Origin of the sequence: Streptomyces sp. col6, from assembly GCF_008042035.1 — a bacterium.
Classification (GTDB): domain Bacteria; phylum Actinomycetota; class Actinomycetes; order Streptomycetales; family Streptomycetaceae; genus Streptomyces.
Map to the genome: position 1 here is coordinate 526,502 of NZ_RDBL01000002.1, position 23,199 is coordinate 549,700.

Genomic DNA, 23,199 nt, shown 5'->3' on the forward strand with positions numbered 1-23,199 from the left:
CGCCCCGGAACGCGCCCTCGGTCACGGTGTGCGGCCGCATAGGGTCGGGGAACGCCGAGCACGGGGAGAAGGGCCATGGGGGACGTACGCGTGGCGGCCATCGCCAGCCTGACGCCGCTGGAGGAACTCGACAGCGATCCGTTCCTCGTGGACACCCGGGGCCAGCACGCCATGTGCGCCCGCTGGGCCGCCGACCAGGGCTACGTCGTCACCCGGCAGCTGCGCCTCTACGGGCTGCGCCCCGACCACCCCGCACTCTGGGCCGACATCGACAGCGGTGAGGTCGAGCTGTTCGTCGCCCCCAGCGACCGGGTCCTCGCCCGCGCCCTGGCCTCGGTGCCGCAATTCACCGCCGAGTGCGAGCGGCGCGGCGTACGCCTGGAGATCGCCGGGTTCGACGAGCCGTCCTACACCGCCGACGGCAAGGCCGGCGTCCACCGCAGGCTCTCCATGCCGACCGCCGGCTACGACGGCTGCTGACCGGCCGCGGGACCGCCCGGACCGCTGTGAAAGGCTGGGGCGGGCCCCGGAACGGCAGGGCCCGGACGTGAGGTGACGAACGGCGTGGGCGACAGGCGATGGCGGCGGGCCGGCAGCGCCCTGATGCGCGTGATCGCGGTCTGGGCCGTCTCGACGCTCACGATGCTGGCGCTCGCGGGCATCCTCCCCGACTTCCGGCTCCAGTCGCCCGACGGCGACAGCATCACCAGGACCGCCTTCGCCGCGGCCTGGGGCGCGGGCGCCTTCGGACTGCTCTCCGCCCTGGTCTGGCCCGTGCTCGTACGGGCGCTGCTCATCGTGCCGGCCTTCGTCCTCGGCCTGCTCGTCTTCTTCCTCAACGGCTCGCTGCTGCTGGTCGCCCTCCGCCTCATCCCGGACGGCCGGGGCGCCGCCGCCCCGGAGACCGCCGTCGCCGTCGCGGCCGTGATGTCCGCCGTCGCCTCCGCCACCTCCACCGCCCTCGCCGTGCGCGACGACAACGCCTACCGCCGCCGCCTCTCCCGCCTGGCCGACCGGCGCCGCCGCCGCACCGGCACGGGCGACGCGCGCGGCGGCCCGCCGGGCACCGTCTTCATCCAGCTGGACGGGGTCGGCCACGACGCCCTCGTGGCGGCCGCCGCCGGGGGCGTGATGCCGACCGTCGCCCACTGGCTGGCGGAATCCGGAGGACACCGGCTCACGCCCTGGCGCACCGACTGGTCCAGCCAGACCGGCGCCAGCCAGCTCGGCATCCTGCACGGCAGCAACCACGACGTGCCCGCCTTCCGCTGGTACGAGAAGGAGACCGGCGTCGTCATGGTCTCCAGCAAGCCCGCCAGCGCCCTGGAGCTCCAGCGCCGTGCCATCACCCGCACCCGGGACGGCGGACTCCTCACCCTCGACGGCGCCAGCCGCGGCAACCTCTTCAGCGGCGGCGCCAACCAGCTCGCGCTCGTCCTGTCCATGGCCGCCCGGCTCGGCAAGGGCCGCCGGTCCCGCGCCGGGTACTTCGCCTACTTCTCCGACCCCGCCAACGCCGTCCGCACCGCCGGCTCCTTCGCCGCGGAGGTCTGCCGGGAGATCGCCCAGTCCACCCGCTCCCGCCTCTGCAAGGAGACGCCCCGCATCAAGCGCGGCGGCCTCTACCCCTTCATCCGCGCCTTCGCGACCGTCGTCGAACGCGATGTGGTGGTCGCCGCCGTGATCGGTGACATGTTCGCCGGACGGACCGCGGTCTACGCCGACCTCGTCGCGTACGACGAGGTCGCGCACCACTCGGGACCGCGCAGCCGGGACGCGGAGAAGGTGCTCGCCCGCCTCGACCGGGCGCTCGCCCTGATCACCAAGGTCGCCGAGCAGGCCCCGCGCGCCTACCGGATCGTGCTCCTGTCCGACCACGGCCAGAGCCCGGGGGACACCTTCGCCGGCGTGTACGGGCTGACCCTCAAGGACCTCGTGCGGGCGGGCAGCGGACTGCCCGTGCCCCGGCGCGCGCAGCGCACCCGCAGCGCCTCCGAGGCACGCGACGCGGTCCGGATCGCGCTCCACCGGCCCGTCACCGAAGGCCGGGAGGAGCAGGTCGCGACCCCCTCCGACCCGGTCGTCCTCGCCTCCGGCAACCTCGGCCTGATCTCGTTCCCCGACATCGAGGGCCGCGCGACCCTGGAGCAGTTGGAGCACCGCCACCCCGCGCTGCTCTCCACCCTCGCCAGCCACCCGGGCATCGGCTTCCTGCTCGTCCGCGGCGAGCGGGACGGCTCGGTGGTGCTGGCCCGCGACGGGGTCCGGGTGCCGGTGGCGGAACTGGCGGACGGGAAGGGACCGCTGGCCCCGTTCGGTCCGGGCGCGGCTGACGCGGTCCGGCGCACGGACACCTTCCCGCACGTCGCCGACGTCATGGTCAACTCCATGTACGACCCCGCCACCGGCACCGTGCACGCCTTCGAGGAGCAGATCGGCTCGCACGGCGGCCTGGGCGGCGGCCAGTCCCGGCCGTTCCTGCTGTGGCCGCGCGAGCTGACGGACCCGCTGGACGCCGTCACCGACGAGGACGGGAAGCGCCCGGACGAACTCGTCGGCGCCGAGGCCGTGCACCGGGTTCTGCGCCACTGGCTCCAGGAGGCGTCCGGCCCCCAGGTGCCGGTGTCCTCGGACGGGGAGCCCGGCCGCGCGTGATCAGGCCGACTGCCGCCGTACGAGTGTCGGGTGGAAGATCACGGAGGGCGGCGGGTCCGCCGGCTTGCCGATCTGCCTGAGCAGCAGCCGGGCCATCTCCGCCGACATCTCCTCCACAGGCTGGCGGACCGTCGTCAGCGGCGGATCGCAGGCCAGCGCCGCACTGCTGTCGTCGAACCCGACGAGCGCGACGTCGTCCGGGACCTCCTTCCCGGCCCGCAGCAGCACCGGTACGGCCCCGAGCGCCATCAGGTCCGAGGCGATGAACACCGCGTCCAGGTCCGGACGCTCCGCCAGCAGCCGCCGCATCGCCGCCGCGCCCCCGGCATGGGTGAAGTCGCCCTCGGCGGTCGCCACGTCCCGGATGCCGTGCGCCGCGAGCGCGTCCAGGAATCCGTCGAGGCGCGCCTGACCGGCGGGCATGTCCTGCGGGCCCGACACCGTGCCGATCCGGCGGCGGCCCAGCGCGGCGAGATGGTCCGCGGCCAGCCGCGCCCCGGCCCGCTGGTCCGCCTCGACATAGGTGAGCGGGGTCGGCCTGCGGGGCTGCCCCGCGAGGACGGCGGGCAGCCGGGTCCCGTGCAGCAGCCCGGGGAGCGGATCCTCCGCGTGCGACGAGATCAGCACCACCCCGTCGACGTGCCCGTGGCGCAGGTACGACAGGAGCTGGTCCCGCGACTCCCGGTCGTCGGCCAGCATCAGGACCAGCTGGATGCCCGCGGGGCGCAGTACCTCCAGGAGCCCGGCGACCACGCGCCCGAAGTACGGATCGGAGAACATCCGGCCGACGAACGGCTCGGGCACGGTGCGCCGTTCCCGCTCCGAGACGACCAGCGCGATCGAGTCGGTCCGCCGGGTCACCAGCGAACGGGCGGCGCGGTTGGGCACGTAACCGGTGGCGTCCACCGCGGCCTCCACGGTCCGCCGCAGCGCCGGGTCCACCGTGGTCGCCCCGTTGATCACCCGGGACACCGTCGCCCGTGACACCCCGGCCACTCCGGCGACGTCCTCCAAGGTCACGGGACGGGCGGGCGGCGGCGCGTCGGCAGACATGCAGTCTTTATACCGGGTGGTACGACCGGTGCGGTAACGGCCGCCGGGGCCTTGGGACTACGTTGACCCCGAGGTCAGCCGGAACCTTCGGACAGGGCGGGCAGCCGGGCGATTTCGGACGTGCGGGCCGAGACCAGCGAGGCGGCGAGCCGCTTGGCGTCCTGCCGGGTACCGGCCCCGGTCTCGGAGCGTGACACCTGGGCGGTCTGGCGCAGATGGCCCCCGATCCGCTCCACCAGGAACTGGTCGAAGGCCGCGCCCTTCAGCGTGCGGGCTCGTTCGAGGTCGTCCTCCGTCACCATCCCCGGCATGTGGTGGCCCTCGTGCACATTGGTGTCCGGAAGCCCCATCCGGGCCAGCAGCGGGCGCATCCGGGCCAGTTCACCGTCCTGCGAGGTCCGCAGGTCGGCCGCCCAGCGCCGTACGCCGGCGTCGGCGGAGCGGTCGGCGGCGAGCGAGAGGAGAGCCACGGCCGACTCGTTCATGGGGGCCATCAGCTGCACCCAGGCGGCGTCGGTCGGATCGGCGGGGGCGCCGGTGGCCGGCGGGGGAGTGCTGGCCGTCCCGGCCGGCGGAGGAGTGCGCTCCGGCTCGGCCGCCGGGGAGCCGCAGCCGGCGAGGAGGAGCAGCAGCAGGGTGAACGCCGCCGCACTGCGGGTCGCTTTCATCAGGGGCTCCCTCGGGGGAAGCCCGTCCGGGGCGCACGGCCCCGGACGGGCGGGTGGGGACGGGAGTGCGGAGGGATCAAGGGGTGCCGTCGGCCCCGCACTTGATGATGGCGTTGATGCAGTCGCGGACGCGCTGCGCCAACTGGTCGTCGGGCCACACGTTGAAGAAGTCGCCGTGCATCGTGTAGCCGGGACCGGACGCCAGCCGGAACCGGGACGGGTCGCCGTTGACCGGGTACCGCAGCACCTGACGGAGCTTGGGCACCGGCACCGGGTGGGTGGCCGGGCACTCGCCGTTGACCGGGTAGGACATGTGGCTCTTGTGGTCGGCCGAGTCGAGGTCCTTGCCGTTCCAGCACTGCGGGAAGTCGAGGTACGACTCCAGCATCGCGTCCGCCGGGCAGTTGACGAAGTCGTGCGACGGGTTGACCTCGCCGTGGTGCAGGCACGACCACCGCGAGATGGTGTTGTCGTTCGGCCCGGTCGCCTTCGCGTTGCCCGCGACGATCCGCAGGCCCCGGGGGAAGGGCTTGATCTGCCGGATGACGTCGTCGCGGACGCCCTCGCCGAGGTAGTAGAACGTGGTGCCGGTGGGCTCCACCTCCTTGTCACCGTCGTACAGGGTCGGCACCCAGTACGACGACAGGTCGATGTCGGGTGAACAGGTGCTCCGGGCCTTCTCCAGCGAGGCGAGGTCGGAGTGGCCGTTCGTGGAGTCGTTGCCGAAGAAGCTGTGCATGTGCGACGCGCCGGGCAGGCCCGGGAAGACGATCGGGTCGTCGGGCGCCCGGTGGGTGTAGGGGCACTCGGCCAGGAACTCGGCGACCCGGACGACGTCGGCGGCCGCCTTGGGGGCGGGGGCCGTGGCGTCGGCGGGGCCGGCGGACGCGCTGTTGGTGGTGGCCTGTAGGAAGGTCAGGGCGAGCGCTGCGGCGGCGAGCGCCGCCGTGCGGTACCGCCGGCGCGGTGGGGTTCCGCGGTGGCTGTCGTCGCCACTGCGTCGTTGACGGAAGAAGAGCACGGCACTCCTGTTCGGGGAAGCGGTGGGGGGATGTGCCCTGATCATGGGCGGGCTGATCAGGTGAGAGAGCGCTCTCTGTGGGGGGAACGTAAGAGCATGGCGAGGGCATGTCAATACAGGTGACGAAGCTTGAATTACGCGCGATGCGGGGCCGGATGAGGGCTGCTCGGGGCGGGAGAGCGCTCTCTCGTGGATTGCGTGGCCGAACCTGCGGGGTTCCGGGCCGATAGAGCGCTCTCCAAGGGGCCTCGGCCCTCGGTGGCCGGGGGCGTTGTCAGTGGTGGACGGCAGGATGGAGGGCATGACGAACTCAGCAGTCGTGCTCGCCGACCATGCCTCCTACGCCGCCGCCGTCGACGAGGCCGCGCAGGCCGCCGCCGCGTACTACGCCACGGGCGAGAGCACGCTCGACGACGACGCCTACGACCGGCTGGCGCGCGGCATCGCCGCGTACGAGGAGGAGCACCTGCAGGAGGTGCTGCCGGCCTCGCCGACCGGCAAGGTGGCCGGCGGCGCGGCCGTGGGGGACGTGCCGCACACCGTGCCGATGCTCTCCCTCGACAACGTCTTCTCGGCCGAGCAGTTCGCCACCTGGACCGCCTCGCTGGAGCGCCGGATCGGACGGCCCGTCACCGCGTGGAGCGTCGAGCCGAAGCTCGACGGCCTGGCAGTCGCCGCCCGGTACCGCGAGGGCCGTCTGGAACGGCTGATCACCCGGGGCGACGGGACCGCCGGTGAGGACGTGTCCCACGCCATCGGGACCGTCGTCGGCCTCCCCGCCCGGCTCGTGGAGCCCGTCACGATCGAGATACGCGGCGAGATCCTGATGACCACCGAGCAGTTCGAGCAGGCCAACACCGTCCGCACCGAGCACGGCGGCGCCCCCTTCGCCAACGCGCGCAACGGCGCCGCGGGCACCCTGCGCGCCAAGGACCGCGCGTACACGGTGGAGATGACGTTCTTCGCGTACGGGGCCCTGCCGCTGCCCGAATCCGGTGACCTGGCCGCCGAGCTGTCCGAGCTGCCGCACAGCCAGGTCCTCGGCCGCGTCGCGGACCTCGGCGTGCACACCGCCGGGGACACCGAGGTCGCGCCGCGCACCGTCGCCACCGTCGAGGAGGTCCAGGCCCGGGTCGAGGAAGTCGCCGCGCTGCGTGCCGCGTTGCCCTTCGGAATCGACGGCATCGTCATCAAGGCGGACCTGGCGGCCGACCAGCGCGACGCCGGCACCGGCACCCGGGCGCCGCGCTGGGCCATCGCCTACAAGCTGCCGGCCGTCGAGAAGGTCACCCGCCTCCTCGGCGTCGAGTGGAACGTGGGCCGTACCGGCATCATCGCGCCGCGCGCGGTGCTGGAGCCCGTCGAGATCGACGGCTCGACCGTCAGCTATGCCACGCTGCACAACCCCGCCGACATCACCCGACGGGACCTGCGCGTCGGGGACCACGTGATGGTCTACAAGGCGGGCGACATCATTCCCCGCATCGAGGCCCCCGTCGCCCATCTGCGCACCGGCGACGAACAGCCCGTCGTCTTCCCCGAGGTGTGCCCGCAGTGCGGTTCGGAGATCGACACCAGCGAGCAGCGCTGGCGCTGTGTGCGGGGCCGCGACTGCCGCCTTGTCGCCTCCGTCTCGTACGCGGCCGGGCGCGATCAGCTCGACATCGAAGGGCTCGGCACGACCCGGGTGGTCCAGCTCGTCGACGCGGGCCTGGTCACCGACTTCGCGGACCTGTTCACCCTGGAGCGCGAACAGCTGCTGTCCCTCGACCGGATGGGGGAGACCAGCACCGACAACCTGCTGGCCGCGATCGATGCCGCCCGCACCCAGCCGCTCTCCCGGGTGTTCTGCGCCCTCGGCGTGCGCGGCACCGGCCGTTCCATGTCGCGCCGCATCGCCCGCTACTTCGCGGAGATGGACCGCATCAGGGCCGCCGACGCGGAGGAGCTCCAGCGGGTCGACGGCATAGGCAAGGAGAAGGCGGCGGCCGTCGTCGCCGAACTGGCCGGGCTGGCCCCGCTGATCGAGAAGCTGATCGCGGCCGGGCTCACCATGACGGAGCCGGGCGCGACCCCGCCGCCGCCCCCGGGCGAGGAGGCCGACGAGGAGGCCGCCGGCAGCACCGAGGGCGCGCCGCTGTCCGGGATGACCGTGGTGGTCACCGGGGCCATGACGGGCGCGCTGGAGAAGCTGTCGCGCAACCAGATGAACGAGCTGATCGAGCGGGCCGGCGGCAAGTCCTCCTCCAGCGTCTCCAAGCGCACCGCGCTGCTGGTGGCCGGTGAGAAGGCGGGCTCCAAGCGGACGAAGGCGGAGGACCTGGGGGTGCGGATCGCGACACCGGAGGAGTTCGCGGAGCTGATCGGGGAGTTCCTGCCCGTGGACGCGTAGCGCGTGCGCGGGGGGAGGCTGGCGGTGCGGCCGTCCGGGGCGTCCGCACCCCGATGCCGCGTGGCCGGCATGGCGGCGCGGGGCGATGGCGCCCCGGCCGGTCCTTCGATTTGCGAGGGAGTGGCTTTCTTTGCCTCCCTATTGCATAGTGAGGGCTCGGCCATGCCTCGCGATCAGCGGGTCACTGGGTGTGTGTACGGCCGCGGCTGCGTGCCGGGGGTGAGGGGCGATGCGTTCTTTGCGCGACGTACGGCGGCTCGACCGCTCCGTCCACCGGCACCACCGGGGCGCCACCCGGGGCCTCGCCCTCGACCTCGGCAGCTCCCGGACCCGCGCCTGGGTCCCGGGCCGTGGTGTCGTCACGGACACCGGCGACGAACACGGTGAGTACGGCCGGGGCCGGCCCGTCCGGCGCGGCCGCATCGTCGACCCGGACTCCTGCGGGCGCATGCTGGCCCGCATCGCGGACCGGGCGCTGGGCGACCGCCGTGAGGACGCGGTCATCGTCCTCAGCCACCCCGTCCTCGTCGGTCCCGGACACCGCGACGCTGCCCGGGACCTGCTCCGCGCACTCGGCGCGTGGGACGTCATCGCCCTGGACAGCGCCAGGGCCGCCGCGGCGTGTGCCGGGCCCGGCGACGGCGGCCCGTTCCTCGTCGTCGACGTCGGCGCCGAGCTGACCGAGGCGACCCTGCTCGTCGACGGCATGGTGCGCGACGCGCGTCTCGCCGAGACCGGGCTCGGCGATCTGGAACCAGGCGAGCCGCCCACCGTCGTCGTCCGGGCCGTCCTGGACATGGTCATGGCCATGTGGCGCCAGGACCGGCACGGTGCGCTGCTCGGCGCCCTGCGCCGGGGGCCGTTGCTCGCCGGCGGCGGTGCGCTGCGTCCCGACGTCACCAACCGGATAGCGGTCCGCCTCGGCGTCCCGGTCCGGCTCACGGACGACCCGGCGACCACGGTCGTACGCGGGGCGGGGCTGGTCCTCGGCTCCGTCCTCCGCCACGCGGCGGCGCCCGCACTGCCGGGCCGATCCGGGTGACGCCCCGCCCGGGGCCGCCTCCGGGGAACACGGAGCCCGGAACCCGTCCGGACGAGCGGGTACGCGGCACGCGGGCGCTGTTCGCCGTGGCGCGCGGCGCCCGGTCGCATGCGGAACGCGCCCCCGCCGAGCGGGCGTCGCTTGCGACCACGCGTGCCTGGCCGCGCTCGGAGCCCGCCCCCGCCGTGTCGGCGTTGCCCATGACGACGCGCACCTGGCCGCACCCCGAACCCGCCCGAGCCGCGCGGTGCTTCCTCGTCGCGCTGCTCCTCGCCGTGCTCGCCCTCGTCGGTGCCGCACCGGCCGCGACGGGTGCGACCCTCCCCGTACGCGCCACCGCGGCGCTCCCCGGGACGGTCACGACGACGGCCCCCGGCCTCCCCGTACGCACCCCGAACCCACGCGGGTCCGCCGTACCCGACACCGCACCCCGGTCCGCCGCACCCGCTCCGGCCCCCGAACCCCCCGCCACCGCCGAGCGCGGCGCGCACACCACCCCGTGGGCCGCCGCCGAGCACCCCCGTACCGCGCACCAACTGCCGCCGCCGGGACCGGGCGGACTTGTCCCGTGCCCGGCCGGCGTCCCGCTGCCGTTCCCCGTCCCCGGGTCCGTCGCCGTCGCCCCCACCTCCGCCGTGCAGCGCCTGCGCGTGGCGCTGCACGGCGTGCGCGGGCCTCCGAGTGCCGGTGTCCACCGGCCCAGGGACCGCTTCCCGGTCCCGTGCACCATCAACGCCGTGCCTCTCCCGCTGTCCTAGCCGGGGCGGGGGGCGCCCGGCGCCCCTCGGAGGGAACCCGCAATGACGCGCGCCACCACGGTGCGGGCGGTTCTGGCTGCGGCCGTACTGCTCGTCTCCGTGCTCATCACGCTGACCATGTCCCCCAGACTCGGCCTCGATCTCCAGGGCGGCACCCGCATGGTGCTCCAGGCCGAGGACTCCGACACCGCGAAGGCCGACCGCGAGAGCACCGACCGCACCCTGGAGGTGCTGCGCCGGCGCATCGACTCGCTCGGGGTGACGGAACCGGTCCTCACCAGGTCCGGCGAGGACCGGATCATCGTCGAACTCCCGGACGTCCAGGACCCCCGCAAGGCCGCCCAGGTCATCGGCAAGACCGCCCAGCTGACCTTCCACGCGGTCCAGGGCCCGGGTGAGGCGGACAAGGACGGCAAGGGGCTGACCCTGCCCGACGAGCAGGGCCGCCAACTGGCCCTCGGCCCCGCCGCGCTGTCCGGCGCCGGCGTCAAGGAGGCGTCCGCCTCGTTCGACGCCCAGCAGGGCGCGGGCTGGACCGTCTCGCTCGGCTTCCACAAGGACGCCGGCCGGGACTGGACCCGGCTGACCGGCAAGGCGGCCTGCCATCCGGTTCAGGACGCGCGGCGCCGCGTCGCCATCGTGCTCGACAAGAAGGTGATCTCCTCGCCGCAGGTCTCGCCGACCGTCTCCTGCGGTGCGGGCCTGCCCTCGGGCTCCACGCAGATCACCGGTTCGTTCAGCGCGGACGAGGCCCGCGAACTCGCCCTGCTGATCGAGGGCGGCGCCCTGCCCGTGCCCGTCGGGATCGTGGAGCAGCGGACGGTGGGGCCGACGCTCGGTGCCGCCGCGATCGACGCCAGCGCGCGGGCCGCCCTGATCGGCGCGGCGGCCACCGCCCTGTTCATCACCGTCGTCTACCGCCTGTTCGGCGCGCTCGCCGCCGTCGCGCTCGGCGCCTACGGCGTCATCTCGTACGCGGCGCTCGTCGGCCTCGGCGTGACGCTCACCCTGCCGGGGCTCGCCGGATTCGTCCTGGCCATCGGCATGGCCGTCGACGCGAACGTGCTGGTCTTCGAACGGGCCAGGGAGGAGTACGCGGGGCGCCCCGGCAAGAGCCTGCGGTCCTCGCTCACCGCGGGGTTCAAGGGTGCCTGGACCGCCGTCGCCGACTCCAACGTGACGACGCTCATCGCGGCCGGGCTGCTGTTCTTCCTCGGCTCCGGACCGGTCAAGGGCTTCGGGGTCACGCTCGCCATCGGTGTCCTGGCGTCGATGTTCTCCGCGCTCGTCATCGCCCGCGCCCTCACCGAGACCGCGGCCCGCTCCCGGTTCGTCGCCGACTACCGGGGCGTCAACGGCATCGCGAACCCGGGCCGGGTGCGGACCTGGCTCACCCGGCGCGACCCGCAGCTCATGCGCTTCCCGCGCCGCTGGCTGACCGTCTCCGCCGTCCTGATCGCGGTGGCCGTCGCGGGCATCGTGGTGCGCGGGGTGAACCTCGGCGTGGAGTTCACCGGCGGACGCCTCGTCGAGTACTCCACCAGCCGCCCGGTGGACGTCGAGACCGCCCGCACGGCGCTGGCGGGCGCCGGGTTCGGCGACGCGGAGGTGACCACGGCCGGCGCGGGCGACCTCTCCGTACGCACCGGGGAACTCGGCAACGACGACGAACACGCCCTGCGGGCCGCGCTGGCCGCCGAGGGAGGCGAGACCACCAAGGTCCGCGACGAGCTGATCGGCCCCAGCCTCGGCGACGAACTGCGGCGCAACGCCCTGATCGCCCTGGGCATCGCCGTACTCGTCCAGCTGGGCTATCTGGCGATCCGGTTCCGCTGGACGTTCGCCGTCGCCTCGGTCGGCGCGCTGGTGCACGACGTGATCATCCTGGTCGGGGCGTTCGCCTGGCTGGGACGCACCGTCGACGGCATCTTCCTGGCGGCGCTGCTCACCGTCATCGGGTACTCCGTCAACGACTCGGTCGTGGTCTTCGACCGGGTGCGCGAGCTGTGGGCGAAGGCCCGCAGGAAACCCCTCGCGGAGGTGGCGAACCGGGCGGTCCTGCAGACCGTGCCCCGGACGGTGAACACCGGGATGGGCGCCCTGTTCATCCTCACCGCCCTCGCCGCGCTCGGCGGTGACTCGCTGGAGGACTTCGCGCTGGCCCTGCTGATCGGCATCGTCGTCGGTACGTACTCCTCGGTGATGACCGCCGTACCGGCCGCGCTGCTGCTGGAGCGCACCAGCAAGGTCCCGCCTCCCGCCCGCACCCGGGCCCCGCGCGCCGGACGGGGCGCCGGACGCCGCGACCCGCACGACAACGGCGCGCGGGTGTGACGCCCGGGGCCCGTGTCTCCCGTAGCGGCGGACACGGGCCCCTCCGTCGTCAGGGCATCAGTGAGCGCAGATACGCGGCGGTGTCCGGGTCGGCCGGCAGCAGCGTCTCGATGGCCAGCTCCGCAACCGTCACATCCATCGGCGTGTTGAACGTGGCGATCGAGGCGACGAACGACAGCACCCGCCCGTCGTGCTCGATGACCAGCGGCAGGGCGAACGGTACGGAGGCCGAGGGCGGCTGTCCGTCCCGCTCCCCGTCCCGGCCCGCCGGCGCCGGGTAGGCCGCCACCTCCTCGTACAGGGCGCGCAGCTCCGCCGAACGGACCAGCGCGATCTGGCGCTCCATCTGTGCGAGGAGGTCCGCCCGCCACGCGCGCAGGTTACGGATGCGCGGGGCCAGGCCCTCCGGATGCAGCGTGAGGCGCATCGCGTTCAGCGGCGGGGCGAGCAGGTGGTCCGGGACGCCCTCCAGCAGCCGGGTCATCCCCTGATTGGCCGCCACCACCGTGTACGTCCCGTCCACGACGAACGCCGGATACGGTTCGTAGCCCCGCAGCAGCCGGTCGAGGCCGTCGCGCAGCGCCCCCATCGCCGGGTCGTCGAGCGCGGTCTCCGCGTAGTGCGGGGCGTAACCCGCCACCACCAGCAGGGCGTTGCGCTCCCGGACCGGAACCTCCAGATGCTCGGCCAGCCGCAGCACCATCTCCTCGCTGGGACGCGAGCGCCCCGTCTCGACGAACGAGATGTGCCGGGCCGAGGAGCCGGCCCGCAGCGCCAGCTCCAGCTGACTGATCCGGCGCCGCTCCCGCCAGCTGCGCAGCAGCGGCCCTACCCCCGTGTCGAGCGCGACAGTTGTCATACGGAGACCGTAACGTCACCGGCACCGCCGACCGGTACCGACCACCAGTGAGGGAGCCGCCCCATGCCCGCCGCACCGCTGCCGCAGAACGAGATCGAGGACCGGCTGCGCGACCTGCCCGGCTGGTCGCTGGAGGGCGACCGGATCGGCTGCACCTACCGCCTGCCCTCGCACGTCGCCGCCGCCGCGTTCACGATGCACATCGCCGCGATCCAGGACGAGCTGGACCACCACAGCGACCTGACGCTCGGCTACAACACCGTCGCCCTGTCGGTGAACTCCCACGACGCGGGCGGCAAGGTCACCGAGAAGGACCTCGGCCTGGCCGCCCGCGTCACCGCGGTGGCACCCGGCCACGGGGCGAAGTAGCGCCCGCCGTCCTCAGGGCGCGGCGCCGAAGCCGGGGTGCGCGGCGAGCCAGCGTGTATAGCTCTCGCTGCGCTCCACCGCCTGGGTGTACGCCGCCCGGGTGTGCCCGCCGACGGTTCCGGCCGCCGCCGACGCGGTGGCCGAGCGCGGGTGCCGGCCCAGCAGATGGCGCCAGCTGAGCGGCGCCCCGCCGATCGGACGGGTGACCACGCCCGGGGTCGGCGGGAAGGTCGCCCGGCACAGCCCGACCGCCCGTCCCACCTGGACGAGATGGACGACGGACGTTGTGTCCGTCTCGTACACCGAAGCCGGGCTGAAACCGGCGCGGGCGCACGCCGCCACGAAACAGTCCGCGAAGCAGCCGTCACCCGGCACGTCCGCCCAGCACTCCTGCGCCAGCTCGGACAGCTCCAACTCGTCCCGGCCCGCGAGTGGATGGGTCTCCGGCAGCATCACGAAGACCGGATCGATCCCGATGAGCTGCCACTCCAGCCGGTCCGCGTCCGGCGGCGCGCTCTCGCCGCAGGTCCCGATGAGCGCGAAGTCCAGCCGTCCGTCGACCAGTTGCGAGGCCAGCTCGGCCACCGACCAGGAGGTGTACGTGGACACCGGCGCGGCCGGGTGCGCGGCGGCCAGCCGGTCGACGAGCCCGCCGAGCAGCGGGCCGTGCGTGCCGCCCAGCCGGAACCGCTCCACGGTCCCCCTCGCGTTGGCGAACCGCACCGCCTCCTCCTGGAGCTCGCTGACGGCGGGCAGCACCACCCGGGCCCGCTCCAGCACCAGTTCGCCCAGCGGGGTCGCCCGCGCGCCCGTGTGGTCCCGGACGAACAGCGGGCCGCCGAGCGCCTTCTCGATCCGGCGCAGCTGTGCGCTGAGCGCGGGCTGCGCGAGGCCCAGCACGGTGGCGGCCTTGGTCAGGCTGCCGGTGTCGGCGATGGCACGTACGGTTCGCAGATGCCGCAACTCCAGCTCCATCAGCGCACGTTATGGTGCCCGTGGCCCCACGGCAATACGTTGGTGGTTTAGACCTATAGTTCGGACACCCGTACGCCCGACCATGGCCTGGAGTCGCCCCCGATGATGCTGGACTACGACCAGGAGGCCGCCGACTACGATGCCACGCGCGGCGGGCTGCCGCGTGCCGAGGCGGCGGCCGCCGCCGTGCTCGGCCTGGTGCCCGACACGGCCCGCTCCCTGCTGGACATCGGCTGCGGCACGGGCCTGGTCACCGGGCGGATCGCCGCCGGTCGCCCCGGACTCCGGGTGACCGGGTCGGACGCCTCGCGCGGCATGGCCCGCGTCGCCCGGGACCGCGTCGGCGCCGTCGTGCTCGCCGACGCCCGCCGGCTGCCCCTGCCCGGCGCCGCTGTGGACGCGGTCTGTGCCGTCTGGCTGCTGCATCTGCTGCGCGAGGAGGGCGCGGTACGGGCGGTGGTGGCCGAGGTGGCGCGGGTGCTGCGGCCGGGCGGGGTGTTCGTCACCACCGTGGACAAGGACGCCTGCCACGACGTGGGCAGCGACATCGACGAGGCGTTCACCCCGTACCTGGTGCCGGCCGCGTCCGACGGTACGGACCTGGTCGTCGGGTACGCGGCCGAAGCCGGTCTGGAGGCCGCCGGGGAGGCGTTCTTCCCCGGCCACGGGCAGGGGCGCACCCCGCGGCGGGCGGCCGGCGCCGTGCGCCGGGGCTACTACGCCTCGCGCCTGGCCCTGCCCGGCGAGGCCGCCGAAGACCTGGCCCGGACCCTGGAATCGCTCCCGGACCAGGAACGGCGGCGCGCCGACCCGGAGTACCGACTGCTGGCCTTCCGCCGCCGGGCGGACAGCTGAGCCGGGGCGACGGCCGACGAACAGCCGTCGCCCGGCCGTGCTACGGCCGTACGCTCCAGAAGCCCTCCCGGGCCGCCTCCGCCGCGAACTCCGTGAACGACTTCGGGTCGCGGCCCAGCGCGCGCTTCACACCGTCCGTGACCGCCGCGTTGTGCCCGTCGAGCAGCGAGGTGAACAGCCCCGCCAGGAAGGCCGCTTCCTCCCTCGGCGCACCGAACCCGACCAGCATCTCCTCGTATTCGGCGCCCGTCAGCGCCACATAGCGGACCTCGCGGCCCGTCGCCGCGGCGATCTCGGCGGCCACCTCGGTGAAGGTCAGCGCCCGGGGGCCGGTCAGCTCCACGACCGAGCCCGCGACGCCCTCCCCGCACAGCGCGGCGGCCGCCACATCGGCCAGATCGTCCGCGTCCACGAAGGGCTCGGCGGTGTCGCTCGCCGGGAACACCAGCTCCCCGCCGAGCACCCCGTCCAGCAGGGCGCCCTCGCTGAAGTTCTGGGTGAAGAACGCCGAGCGCACCACCGTCAGTTCGGCGTCCCCGGCCGCCGTGCGCAGCGCCTCCTCCGCGACCACCGCGTCCGGCTCGCCCCGCCCCGAGAGCAGCACCAGCCGGCGCACCCCGCACCGCCGCGCCGCCTCCCCGAACGCGGTCATGGCCGCGGGCGCCATGGGCGCCCCCAGGTCGGGGACGTACGCGACGTAAGCCGCCTCCGCACCGCTCAGCGCCGCCTCCCAACCCGACTCGTCCGCCCAGTCGAAGGGGATCTCGCTTTGGCGCGAACCCACCCGCACCGGCACGCCCCGCGCGGTCAGCCGCTCGACCACCCGGCGCCCCGTCTTGCCCGTCCCACTCGTCACCAGCACCGGGCCCGTGCCGGCGGATTCCTGTGTCGTGTTGCGCGTCTCTTCCGTCATGACCCCAGGTTCCCCCGAGCCCTCCCGTCGCCTCCATCCCCGAGGCTCTCGGCTCCCTACGCCTGCGTCTACGCTGCTGCTCATGGACGCACTGGCCGAACTGCTGGACGGGCCGCGGGCCCGCGGGGCGTTACTTCTGCGGATGGTGATGGAGCCGCCCTGGGCGGTCCGGATCGAGGACCGAGCCCCCCTCTGCCTCATGGCCGTGACCGGCGGCGAGGCGTGGATCGTGCCCGACGGGGACACCGAACCGGTGCTGCTGCGCCCCGGCGACCTGGCCGTGGCCCGTGGCCCGGAGCCGTACACCGTCGCCGACCGACCGGACACCGAACCCCGTGCGCGCATCGGGCCCGGCGGCAGCTGCACCACCCTGCGCGGCGAACCGCTGTCCCAGTCCATGGAGCTGGGCGTACGGACCTGGGGCAACGCCCTCGACGGCTCGGCCGCCGTGCTCGTCGGCACCTACCTCCTGGACGGCGAGATCAGCGGCCGGCTGCTCGACGCCCTGCCCCCGCTGCTCGTCCTGCCGGCAGGCGGCCGCACCGGCCCGCTCCTCGCCCTGCTGGGCGACGAGATCGCGCGCGACGAGCCGGGCCAGAGCCTGATGCTCGACCGGCTCCTGGACCTCCTCCTCGTCGACGCGCTGCGCACCTGGTTCTCGCGGCCCGGAGCCGAACCCCCGGCCTGGTACGTGGCCATGGGCGACCCCGTCGTCGGCCAGGCCCTGCGCCTGCTGCACGACGAGCCCGCCCACCCCTGGACGGTCGCCGCCCTGGCCGCGAAGGCCGGTGTCTCCCGGGCCGCGCTCGCCCGGCGGTTCACCGAGCTGGTGGGGGAGCCCCCGATGGCCTATCTCACCGGCCGCCGCCTCGCCGTCGCGGCCGACCTGCTCCGGGAGACCGACGCGACCGTGGAGTCCGTCGCCCGCAAGGTCGGCTACAGCCAGGCGTTCGCGTTCAGCACCGCCTTCAAGCGCGTACGGGGTGTCAGCCCGCAGGAGTACCGCAAGGGCGGCGGCTTGCCGGAACAGCAAGGAACTTTGCGCGAAGAGCGGGGTGTGGTGACGCTGGAGCCATGAGCAACCACTCCGGCCACGGACACCACCACGACGGCCACCAGGGCCTGCACCACGAGCGCCCCGCACACGGGCACCACCACGGCGGGACCGAACCCGACTGGGACGTCATGGCCCCGCTCCTGGAGCGCAACGCCGAACTCAGCAGCGCGCAGTACACCGAGGCGGCCCGCTGGATCGCCGCCCTGCCCACCGCGCCGAAGGTCCGCCGCGTCCTCGACATCGGCGCCGGCCCCGGCGTCGTCACCTGCCTCCTCGCCGAGGTCTTCCCCGAGGCGGAGGTCGTCGCCGTCGACGGCACCCCCGCCCTCCTGGAGCGCACCCGGGAACGCGCACGGCGGCTCGGGCTCGACGACCGCGTCACCACCCTGCACGCCACCCTCCCCGAAGGGCTCCCCGAGCTGGGCGAGGCCGACCTGATCTGGGCCGGCAACACCCTGCACCACATGGGCGACCAGCGCGCCGCCCTGGCCGGATTCGGCGAGCTGCTGCGCCCCGGCGGCATCGTCGCCCTCGTGGAGGGCGGACTCCAGCCACGGCAGCTCCCGCGCGACCTCGGCTTCGGCAGGCCCGGACTCGAGGCGCGGATGGAGGCCGCCGAGGCGGAACTCTTCCAGGAGATGCGCGCCGAACTGCCCGACGCCCGGCGCGAGGTGGAGGACTGGGCCGCCCTGTTCGGCGCCGCCGGCCTCACCCCGCAGGGCACCCGCAGCTTCCTGCTCGACCTGCCCGCACCGCTCGCGGACGCCGCACGCGAACAGGTCGTCGCGGACTTCACCCGCCGCAGCGGCGGGCTGCGCGACCACCTCGACACCGAGGACCTCGCCGTGCTCGACCGGCTCCTCGACCCCGAGGACCCGGCCGGACTGCAGCACCGGCCCGACGTCTTCCTGCTCCTGGCCCGCACCCTCCACCTGGGCCGCCGCGCCTGAGCCGTTCCCCGTACACAGCGAAACCGCCGCCCCGGCTCGCGAACGAGCGGGGGCGGCGGCTCCGTACAGCCGCGGCGGTCAGGCGCCGGCGTTGAACTCGCCCGGGTTCGGGCCGAGCCGCTTGCCCTCGTCCAGCGCCGCGAAAGCGGCCAGGTCGTCGGCGTCCAGCTCGAAGCCGAACACGTCGATGTTCTCCGCGATCCGCGACGGCGTCACGGACTTCGGGATCACCACATTGCCCGTCTGCAGGTGCCAGCGGAGCACCGCCTGCGCGGGCGTACGGCCGTGCTTGCGGGCGACCGCGAGGACGGTGGGGACCTCCAGCAGGCCCTTGCCGGAGCCCAGCGGCGACCACGCCTCGGTGAGGATGCCGTGCTGGGCGTGCAGGGCGCGGGACTCGGCCTGCTGAAGCTGCGGGTGCAGCTCGATCTGGTTGAGCACCGGCACCACGGAGGTCTCACCGAGCAGACGCTCCAGGTGCTCCGGGAGGAAGTTCGAGACCCCGATGGCCTTCGCGCGGCCGTCGGCGTAGATCTTCTCGAACGCGCGGTAGGTGTCGACGTAGGCGTCCTTGGCCGGCACCGGCCAGTGGATCAGATACAGGTCGACGTAGTCGAGGCCCAGCTTCTCCAGCGAGGCGTCGAAGGCGCGCAGCGTCGAGTCGTAACCCTGCTCGCTGTTCCACAGCTTCGTGGTCACGAACAGCTCGTCGCGGGCGACACCGGAGGCGGCGATGGCCTTGCCCGTACCCGTCTCGTTCTGGTAGATCGCGGCGGTGTCGATGCTGCGGTACCCGGACTCGATGGCGGTGGCGACCGCCTTCGTCGCCTCGTCGTCCGGCACCTGCCAGACTCCGAACCCGAGCTGGGGCATCTCGACGCCGTTGTTGAGGGTGAGGGAGGGGACCTGGCTCACGAGCAGAGCATCCTTACGTTGAGGGGTGGGACTCCCCACGTCAACGATCAAGACCGCCCACCCATTCCCGGTGGCCCCGCCCAATCGTCCGGTCAGCGGTACAGCGCGTCCACCTCGGTCTCGTACGCCGCCTCGATCGCCTTCCGCTTCAGCTTCAGCGAGGGGGTGAGCAGCCCGTGCTGCTCGCTGAACTGGTGCGCCAGGATGCGGAACGTACGGATGGACTCGGCCTGCGAGACCGCGGTGTTCGCCGCGACCACCGCCCGGCGCACCTCCATCTCCAGGTCCGGGTCGCGCACCAGCTCGCCCGGTGACAGCGGCTGCCGCCCCTGCATCGTGAGCCAGTGGTCCACGGCCTCCTGGTCGACGGTGACCAGCGCGGCGACATAGGGCCGGTCGTTGCCGACCACGATGCACTGCGCCACCAGCGGATGCGCCCGCACCCGCTCCTCCAGGGCGGCCGGTGACACGCTCTTGCCGCCGGAGGTCACCAGGATCTCCTTCTTCCGGCCGGTGATCGTCAGATAGCCGTCCTCGTCCAGCGAACCCAGGTCCCCGGTGGCCAGCCAGCCGTCGTTGAGCACCGCGTCGGTGGCCTTCGGGTCGCCGAGATACCCGCCGAACACATGGCTCCCGTGCACCCACACCTCGCCGTCCTCCGCGATGTGCAGGGTCGTGCCGGGGATCGGCTGCCCGACCGTCCCGTACCGGGTGCGCTCCGGGGGATTCGCGGTCGCCGCCGCCGTCGTCTCGGTCAGCCCGTACCCCTCGTACACCGTCACCCCGGCGCCCGCGAAGAACAGCCCGAGGCTGCGGTCCATGCCCGAGCCGCCCGACATGGCGTGCCGGATGCGGCCGCCCATCGCCTCGCGGACCTTCTTGTACACGACCTTCTCGAAGAACTGGTGCTGCATCCGCAGCCCCGCCGAAGGGCCCGGCCCGGTGCCGAACGCCCGCGCCTCCATCGCCTCCGCGTACTTCACCGCGATGTCCACGGCCTTGTCGAACGGCCCGGCCCGGCCCTCGGCCTCGGCCTTGCGCCGGGCCGCGTTGAAGACCTTCTCGAAGATGTACGGGACCGCCAGGATGAACGTGGGCCGGAATGTGACCAGGTCCGGCATCAGGGCCTTCGCCGACAGCTCCGGCTGGTGTCCGAGCTTGACCCGGCCCCGGATCGCGGTGACCTCCACCATCCGCCCGAAGACGTGCGCCAGCGGCAGGAAGAGCAGTGTCGCCGCCTCGTCACCCGGTCTGGAGTGGAAGACGGACTCCCAGCGCGAGGCCATGGTGTCCGTCTCGAACATGAAATTGGCGTGTGTGAGGACACAGCCCTTGGGACGGCCCGTGGTGCCCGAGGTGTAGATGACGGTCGCCACGGACTCCGGGGTGACCGCCCGCCGGTGCCGGTGCACCACCTCGTCCTCGACGTGCGCGCCCGCCTCCACCAGCTCGTCCACCGCGCCGGCGTCCAGCTGCCACAGCCGCTTCAGCTGCGGCAGCCGGTCGATGACCGAGGCCACCGTCATCGCGTGGTCCTCGTGCTCCACCATCACCGCCGACACCTCGGCGTCATGGAGCATCCACAGCACCTGCTCGGCCGAGGACGTCGGGTAGACCGGCACGGACTGGGCGCCGACCGCCCACAGCGCGAAGTCGAACAGGGTCCACTCGTAGCGCGTACGGGACATCAGGGCGACGCGGTCACCGAACCGCACCCCGTGCGCGATCAGCCCCTTGGCCAGCGCCAGCACCTCGTCGCGGAACGCGGCCGACGTGACGTCCTGCCAGTGCCCGTCCGCGTCTTTCCGGCCGAGGGCGACCCGGTGCGGCTCTTCTTCGGCATGGTCGAACACGACATCGGCGAGGCCGCCCACGAGGGGCGCGGCCGCCATGGGTGGGACAGTGAACTCGCGCAATGACCTGCTCCTTGTGGCGCTCCGCACAGCGCCGCGACGCTACCCCACCGGGCGCCGTCGCGGGAGGGTCCGGAGCTGTCCGTACCCCGTGGTATCTGCACTGGTCAGGGGCCGAAATCCGGCCAGATGGGCAAGGCTCGGGCGCGCTTGGGACCGCGGAGTAAGCGGCTCGCGCCGGAATCTCCACCGAATCTGTACGCCACGATCACTACCGTTACGAGCGGATACGAGGGACTTGTCCCCGTGCGACCGGTCCGGTGGGATCGGTCCGCCCGGCGCCGGCCGTCGCGTCACGGGCATTCTCCCCCGCCCGGCGGGCCGTCATGCCTGCTCACACCAACCGTGACGGCGGTAACAGCCCGATGTTCGAATTTCCTGATCGGGGCGCGGGGCGCGCAGGATGGGTCCGGGCACGACACGACCCGAACGGAAGTACACGTGAAGCACCTGAGCCGCCGCATACCGAAGCCGCCGTCCTGGCTGCCGATCGACCCGTACATAGCGGCGCTCATAGGCACCGTCGTCCTCGCCGCGCTGCTGCCGGCCTCGGGCGCGGCCGCCGGGGTGGCCGGCGGTGCCTCCACCGGCGCGGTCGCCCTCCTCTTCTTCCTGTACGGGGCGCGCTTGTCCACCGCCGAGGCCCTGGAGGGGCTGCGCCACTGGCGGCTCCACCTCACGGTCCTGGCCTGCACCTTCGTCGTCTTCCCGCTGCTGGGGCTGGCGAGCTGGGGGCTGGTGCCGTACGTCCTGTCGCCGCAGCTGCAGAGCGGCTTCCTCTTCCTCTGCCTCGTCCCCTCGACCATCCAGTCGTCGATCGCCTTCACCTCGATCGCCCGGGGAAACGTGCCCGCCGCGATCTGCGCGGGGTCCTTCTCCTCGATCGCTGGCATCTTCCTGACCCCGCTGCTCGCCGCCGCGCTGCTCGGCGACAGCGGCGGCGGGTTCTCGGGCGACGCCCTGCTGAAGATCGGCGTCCAGCTGCTGCTGCCGTTCGTCGCGGGCCAGCTGCTGCGCCGCCGCATCGGCGGGTTCCTCGCCCGGCACCGCGGGATCCTCGGACTGGTCGACCGGGGGTCGATCCTGCTCGTCGTCTACACGGCCTTCAGCGAGGGCATGGTCGCCGGAATCTGGCACCAGGTGAGCCCGGCCGGGCTCGGCGCACTGCTCGCCGCCGAGGCGGTGCTGCTCGCGCTGATGCTCACGGTGACCTGGTACGGGGCGCAGCGGCTCGGCTTCGGGCGCGCGGACCGCGTCGCCATCCAGTTCGCCGGCTCCAAGAAGAGCCTGGCCGCCGGGCTGCCCATGGCGAGCGTCCTGTTCGGCGCGCACGCGAGCCTCGCCGTGCTGCCGCTGATGCTCTTCCACCAGATGCAGCTCATGGTCTGCGCGGTGATCGCCCGGCGGCGCGCCCGCGACGGTCAGGAGACGGCGTCGCCGGAGGCCGTGCCGGTCGGCTGACCGGAGTCCAGCGCGATGCGGTGCTCGCCCGCGTACACGTTCATCGAGGGTCCCCGCAGGAAGCCGACCAGCGTCAGTCCCGTCTCGGCGGCCAGGTCCACGGCCAGCGACGAGGGCGCCGAGACGGCCGCCAGCACGGGGATGCCGGCCATCACCGCCTTCTGCGCCAGCTCGAACGAGGCCCGCCCGGACACCAGCAGGACCGAGCGGGACAGCGGGAGCCGTCCGTCCGTCAGCGCCCGGCCCACCAGCTTGTCGACCGCGTTGTGTCGCCCGACGTCCTCCCGGATGTCCATCAGCTCGCCGGTCTCGGAGAACAGCGCCGCCGCGTGCAGGCCCCCGGTCCGGTCGAAGACCCGCTGGGAGGCCCGCAGCCGGTCGGGGAGTGCGGCGAGCAGCGCGGGCCCGATCCGCAGCGGGGGAGTGTCGGCGACCGGGTGGCGGGTCGTGGTGCGGACGGCGTCCAGGCTCGCCTTGCCGCACAGTCCGCAGGAGGACGTCGTGTAGACGTTGCGCTCCAGCGTGATGTCGGGGACCTCGACGCCCGGCGCGAGCCCGACGTCCACCACGTTGTACGTGTTGACCCCCTCGGCGGTCGCGCCGGCGCAGTACACGATCGACCGCACATCGGCCTGGTCGCCGATGACCCCCTCGCTGACCAGGAAGCCCGCCGCCAGCGCGAAGTCGTCGCCCGGAGTGCGCATGGTGATCGCGAGCGGCTTCCCGTTCAGCCGGATCTCCAGGGGCTCCTCGGCGACGAGGGTGTCGGGGCGGGTGGAGACGGCCCCGTCCCGGATGCGGATGGTGCGGCGGCGCTCGGTGACCCGTCCCATGACCCTTGGACCCGATTTCTGTGCGTGAGGGGGCCTCATCGGCCCCGGGCGGTGGCTGTGGGGGACCGGTGGCGTACCCCGACGCTGCCATTGTCCTGCACCTGGGACGCGGTGCCGCAACCGGAGGGCCGGTCCCGGACCACCGGCGGGTGGTGTCGAGCCCTCCAAGCCGAAGC

The 23,199-nt window shown here is 73.6% G+C and carries 20 protein-coding genes; 11 read left to right on the top strand and 9 right to left on the bottom strand.

The features are described 5' to 3' along the window. Window positions 1-75: 75 nt before the first annotated feature. Together EAO73_RS02445 and EAO73_RS02450 are read left to right on the top strand one after the other, a co-directional pair. Entirely contained in the window at window positions 76-480 is a 405-nt protein-coding gene (locus EAO73_RS02445) for a hypothetical protein (protein WP_147969783.1), read from the top strand. An 84-nt stretch (window positions 481-564) separates the two neighbouring features. Beyond that, window positions 565-2,655, top strand: a complete 2,091-nt coding sequence (locus tag EAO73_RS02450) for a phage holin family protein (protein WP_147969784.1) — start codon at window positions 565-567, stop codon at window positions 2,653-2,655. Here the strand turns inward: EAO73_RS02450 and EAO73_RS02455 are convergent, their stop codons facing one another. The 3 genes from EAO73_RS02455 to EAO73_RS02465 all read right to left on the bottom strand — a co-directional run bounded on the left by EAO73_RS02455 (window position 2,656) and on the right by EAO73_RS02465 (window position 5,442). Then, on the bottom strand, window positions 2,656-3,708 hold the full coding sequence (locus EAO73_RS02455; protein WP_147969785.1) for a LacI family DNA-binding transcriptional regulator: 1,053 nt from the start codon (window positions 3,706-3,708) through the stop codon (window positions 2,656-2,658). Between the two features lie 74 nt (window positions 3,709-3,782). Next, window positions 3,783-4,376, bottom strand: coding sequence for a DUF305 domain-containing protein (locus EAO73_RS02460; protein WP_147969786.1), 594 nt, complete (start codon window positions 4,374-4,376; stop codon window positions 3,783-3,785). A 76-nt stretch (window positions 4,377-4,452) separates the two neighbouring features. Then, window positions 4,453-5,442 carry a DUF1996 domain-containing protein gene (locus EAO73_RS02465; RefSeq protein WP_191133903.1) on the bottom strand — a complete coding sequence of 330 codons (990 nt, stop codon included), beginning with the start codon at window positions 5,440-5,442 and terminating at the stop codon, window positions 4,453-4,455. Window positions 5,443-5,689: 247 nt separating this feature from the next. Here EAO73_RS02465 and ligA point away from each other — a divergent pair, with 247 nt between their 5' ends. The 4 genes from ligA (at window position 5,690) to secD (ending at window position 11,923) form a co-directional block, all read left to right on the top strand. Continuing rightward, window positions 5,690-7,789, top strand: coding sequence for an NAD-dependent DNA ligase LigA (ligA, locus tag EAO73_RS02470; protein WP_191133904.1), 2,100 nt, complete (start codon window positions 5,690-5,692; stop codon window positions 7,787-7,789). 229 nt (window positions 7,790-8,018) lie between these two features. Continuing rightward, entirely contained in the window at window positions 8,019-8,831 is an 813-nt protein-coding gene (locus EAO73_RS02475) for a rod shape-determining protein (protein WP_147969789.1), read from the top strand. A 200-nt stretch (window positions 8,832-9,031) separates the two neighbouring features. After that, complete coding sequence (locus EAO73_RS02480; protein ID WP_147969790.1) at window positions 9,032-9,589, top strand: hypothetical protein; 558 nt, start codon at window positions 9,032-9,034, stop codon at window positions 9,587-9,589. Window positions 9,590-9,631: 42 nt separating this feature from the next. Further along, window positions 9,632-11,923, top strand: a complete 2,292-nt coding sequence (secD, locus tag EAO73_RS02485; protein ID WP_147969791.1) for a protein translocase subunit SecD — start codon at window positions 9,632-9,634, stop codon at window positions 11,921-11,923. A gap of 49 nt (window positions 11,924-11,972) precedes the next feature. Here the strand turns inward: secD and EAO73_RS02490 are convergent, their stop codons facing one another. Then, window positions 11,973-12,782 carry a helix-turn-helix domain-containing protein gene (locus EAO73_RS02490; RefSeq protein WP_147969792.1) on the bottom strand — a complete coding sequence of 270 codons (810 nt, stop codon included), beginning with the start codon at window positions 12,780-12,782 and terminating at the stop codon, window positions 11,973-11,975. Between the two features lie 63 nt (window positions 12,783-12,845). Here EAO73_RS02490 and EAO73_RS02495 point away from each other — a divergent pair, with 63 nt between their 5' ends. After that, window positions 12,846-13,151: a 4a-hydroxytetrahydrobiopterin dehydratase gene (locus EAO73_RS02495; RefSeq protein WP_147969793.1), complete on the top strand. Its 306-nt coding sequence runs from the start codon at window positions 12,846-12,848 to the stop codon at window positions 13,149-13,151. A 12-nt stretch (window positions 13,152-13,163) separates the two neighbouring features. On the opposite strand, the gene EAO73_RS02500 is transcribed toward EAO73_RS02495, so the two are convergent. Next, window positions 13,164-14,126 (bottom strand): LysR family transcriptional regulator, encoded by a 963-nt coding sequence (locus EAO73_RS02500; protein WP_147969794.1) that lies wholly within the window; start codon window positions 14,124-14,126, stop codon window positions 13,164-13,166. A 105-nt stretch (window positions 14,127-14,231) separates the two neighbouring features. On the opposite strand from EAO73_RS02500, the gene EAO73_RS02505 reads away from it, so the two are divergent. Continuing rightward, window positions 14,232-14,981 (top strand): class I SAM-dependent methyltransferase, encoded by a 750-nt coding sequence (locus EAO73_RS02505; protein ID WP_191133917.1) that lies wholly within the window; start codon window positions 14,232-14,234, stop codon window positions 14,979-14,981. Window positions 14,982-15,021: 40 nt separating this feature from the next. On the opposite strand, the gene EAO73_RS02510 is transcribed toward EAO73_RS02505, so the two are convergent. Further along, window positions 15,022-15,894 carry an NmrA family transcriptional regulator gene (locus EAO73_RS02510; protein ID WP_147969796.1) on the bottom strand — a complete coding sequence of 291 codons (873 nt, stop codon included), beginning with the start codon at window positions 15,892-15,894 and terminating at the stop codon, window positions 15,022-15,024. Window positions 15,895-15,976: 82 nt separating this feature from the next. On the opposite strand from EAO73_RS02510, the gene EAO73_RS02515 reads away from it, so the two are divergent. Next, window positions 15,977-16,972 (top strand): AraC family transcriptional regulator, encoded by a 996-nt coding sequence (locus tag EAO73_RS02515; protein ID WP_147969797.1) that lies wholly within the window; start codon window positions 15,977-15,979, stop codon window positions 16,970-16,972. Beyond that, on the top strand, window positions 16,969-17,901 hold the full coding sequence (locus EAO73_RS02520; protein ID WP_147969798.1) for a class I SAM-dependent methyltransferase: 933 nt from the start codon (window positions 16,969-16,971) through the stop codon (window positions 17,899-17,901). The genes EAO73_RS02515 and EAO73_RS02520 overlap by 4 nt, the downstream gene beginning before the upstream one ends. A 78-nt stretch (window positions 17,902-17,979) precedes the next feature. Here EAO73_RS02520 and EAO73_RS02525 read toward each other — a convergent pair whose 3' ends face one another. Together EAO73_RS02525 and EAO73_RS02530 are read right to left on the bottom strand one after the other, a co-directional pair. Then, on the bottom strand, window positions 17,980-18,816 hold the full coding sequence (locus tag EAO73_RS02525) for an aldo/keto reductase (protein ID WP_147969799.1): 837 nt from the start codon (window positions 18,814-18,816) through the stop codon (window positions 17,980-17,982). A gap of 92 nt (window positions 18,817-18,908) precedes the next feature. Then, entirely contained in the window at window positions 18,909-20,708 is a 1,800-nt protein-coding gene (locus EAO73_RS02530) for an AMP-dependent synthetase/ligase (protein ID WP_147969800.1), read from the bottom strand. 471 nt (window positions 20,709-21,179) lie between these two features. Between EAO73_RS02530 and EAO73_RS02535 the strand changes: the two genes are divergently transcribed. Further along, window positions 21,180-22,190, top strand: a complete 1,011-nt coding sequence (locus tag EAO73_RS02535) for a bile acid:sodium symporter family protein (RefSeq protein ID WP_191133918.1) — start codon at window positions 21,180-21,182, stop codon at window positions 22,188-22,190. On the opposite strand, the gene fdhD is transcribed toward EAO73_RS02535, so the two are convergent. Further along, window positions 22,151-23,023 carry a formate dehydrogenase accessory sulfurtransferase FdhD gene (gene fdhD, locus EAO73_RS02540; RefSeq protein ID WP_147969802.1) on the bottom strand — a complete coding sequence of 291 codons (873 nt, stop codon included), beginning with the start codon at window positions 23,021-23,023 and terminating at the stop codon, window positions 22,151-22,153. The genes EAO73_RS02535 and fdhD overlap by 40 nt on opposite strands. Window positions 23,024-23,199: the final 176 nt, after the last annotated feature.

What these genes read in the sequence shown, in the direction of transcription:
- fdhD (WP_147969802.1), bottom strand. Translation starts at nt 23,023, where the DNA reads ATGGGACGGGTCACCGAGCGCCGCCGCACCATCCGCATCCGGGACGGG.
- EAO73_RS02510 (WP_147969796.1), bottom strand. Translation starts at nt 15,894, where the DNA reads ATGACGGAAGAGACGCGCAACACGACACAGGAATCCGCCGGCACGGGC.
- EAO73_RS02475 (WP_147969789.1), top strand. Translation starts at nt 8,019, where the DNA reads ATGCGTTCTTTGCGCGACGTACGGCGGCTCGACCGCTCCGTCCACCGG.
- EAO73_RS02520 (WP_147969798.1), top strand. Translation starts at nt 16,969, where the DNA reads ATGAGCAACCACTCCGGCCACGGACACCACCACGACGGCCACCAGGGC.
- EAO73_RS02500 (WP_147969794.1), bottom strand. Translation starts at nt 14,126, where the DNA reads ATGGAGCTGGAGTTGCGGCATCTGCGAACCGTACGTGCCATCGCCGAC.
- EAO73_RS02480 (WP_147969790.1), top strand. Translation starts at nt 9,032, where the DNA reads ATGACGACGCGCACCTGGCCGCACCCCGAACCCGCCCGAGCCGCGCGG.
- EAO73_RS02505 (WP_191133917.1), top strand. Translation starts at nt 14,232, where the DNA reads ATGCTGGACTACGACCAGGAGGCCGCCGACTACGATGCCACGCGCGGC.
- secD (WP_147969791.1), top strand. Translation starts at nt 9,632, where the DNA reads ATGACGCGCGCCACCACGGTGCGGGCGGTTCTGGCTGCGGCCGTACTG.
- ligA (WP_191133904.1), top strand. Translation starts at nt 5,690, where the DNA reads ATGGAGGGCATGACGAACTCAGCAGTCGTGCTCGCCGACCATGCCTCC.
- EAO73_RS02445 (WP_147969783.1), top strand. Translation starts at nt 76, where the DNA reads ATGGGGGACGTACGCGTGGCGGCCATCGCCAGCCTGACGCCGCTGGAG.
- EAO73_RS02495 (WP_147969793.1), top strand. Translation starts at nt 12,846, where the DNA reads ATGCCCGCCGCACCGCTGCCGCAGAACGAGATCGAGGACCGGCTGCGC.
- EAO73_RS02490 (WP_147969792.1), bottom strand. Translation starts at nt 12,782, where the DNA reads ATGACAACTGTCGCGCTCGACACGGGGGTAGGGCCGCTGCTGCGCAGC.
- EAO73_RS02515 (WP_147969797.1), top strand. Translation starts at nt 15,977, where the DNA reads ATGGACGCACTGGCCGAACTGCTGGACGGGCCGCGGGCCCGCGGGGCG.
- EAO73_RS02455 (WP_147969785.1), bottom strand. Translation starts at nt 3,708, where the DNA reads ATGTCTGCCGACGCGCCGCCGCCCGCCCGTCCCGTGACCTTGGAGGAC.
- EAO73_RS02530 (WP_147969800.1), bottom strand. Translation starts at nt 20,708, where the DNA reads ATGGCGGCCGCGCCCCTCGTGGGCGGCCTCGCCGATGTCGTGTTCGAC.
- EAO73_RS02460 (WP_147969786.1), bottom strand. Translation starts at nt 4,376, where the DNA reads ATGAAAGCGACCCGCAGTGCGGCGGCGTTCACCCTGCTGCTGCTCCTC.
- EAO73_RS02465 (WP_191133903.1), bottom strand. Translation starts at nt 5,442, where the DNA reads ATGATCAGGGCACATCCCCCCACCGCTTCCCCGAACAGGAGTGCCGTG.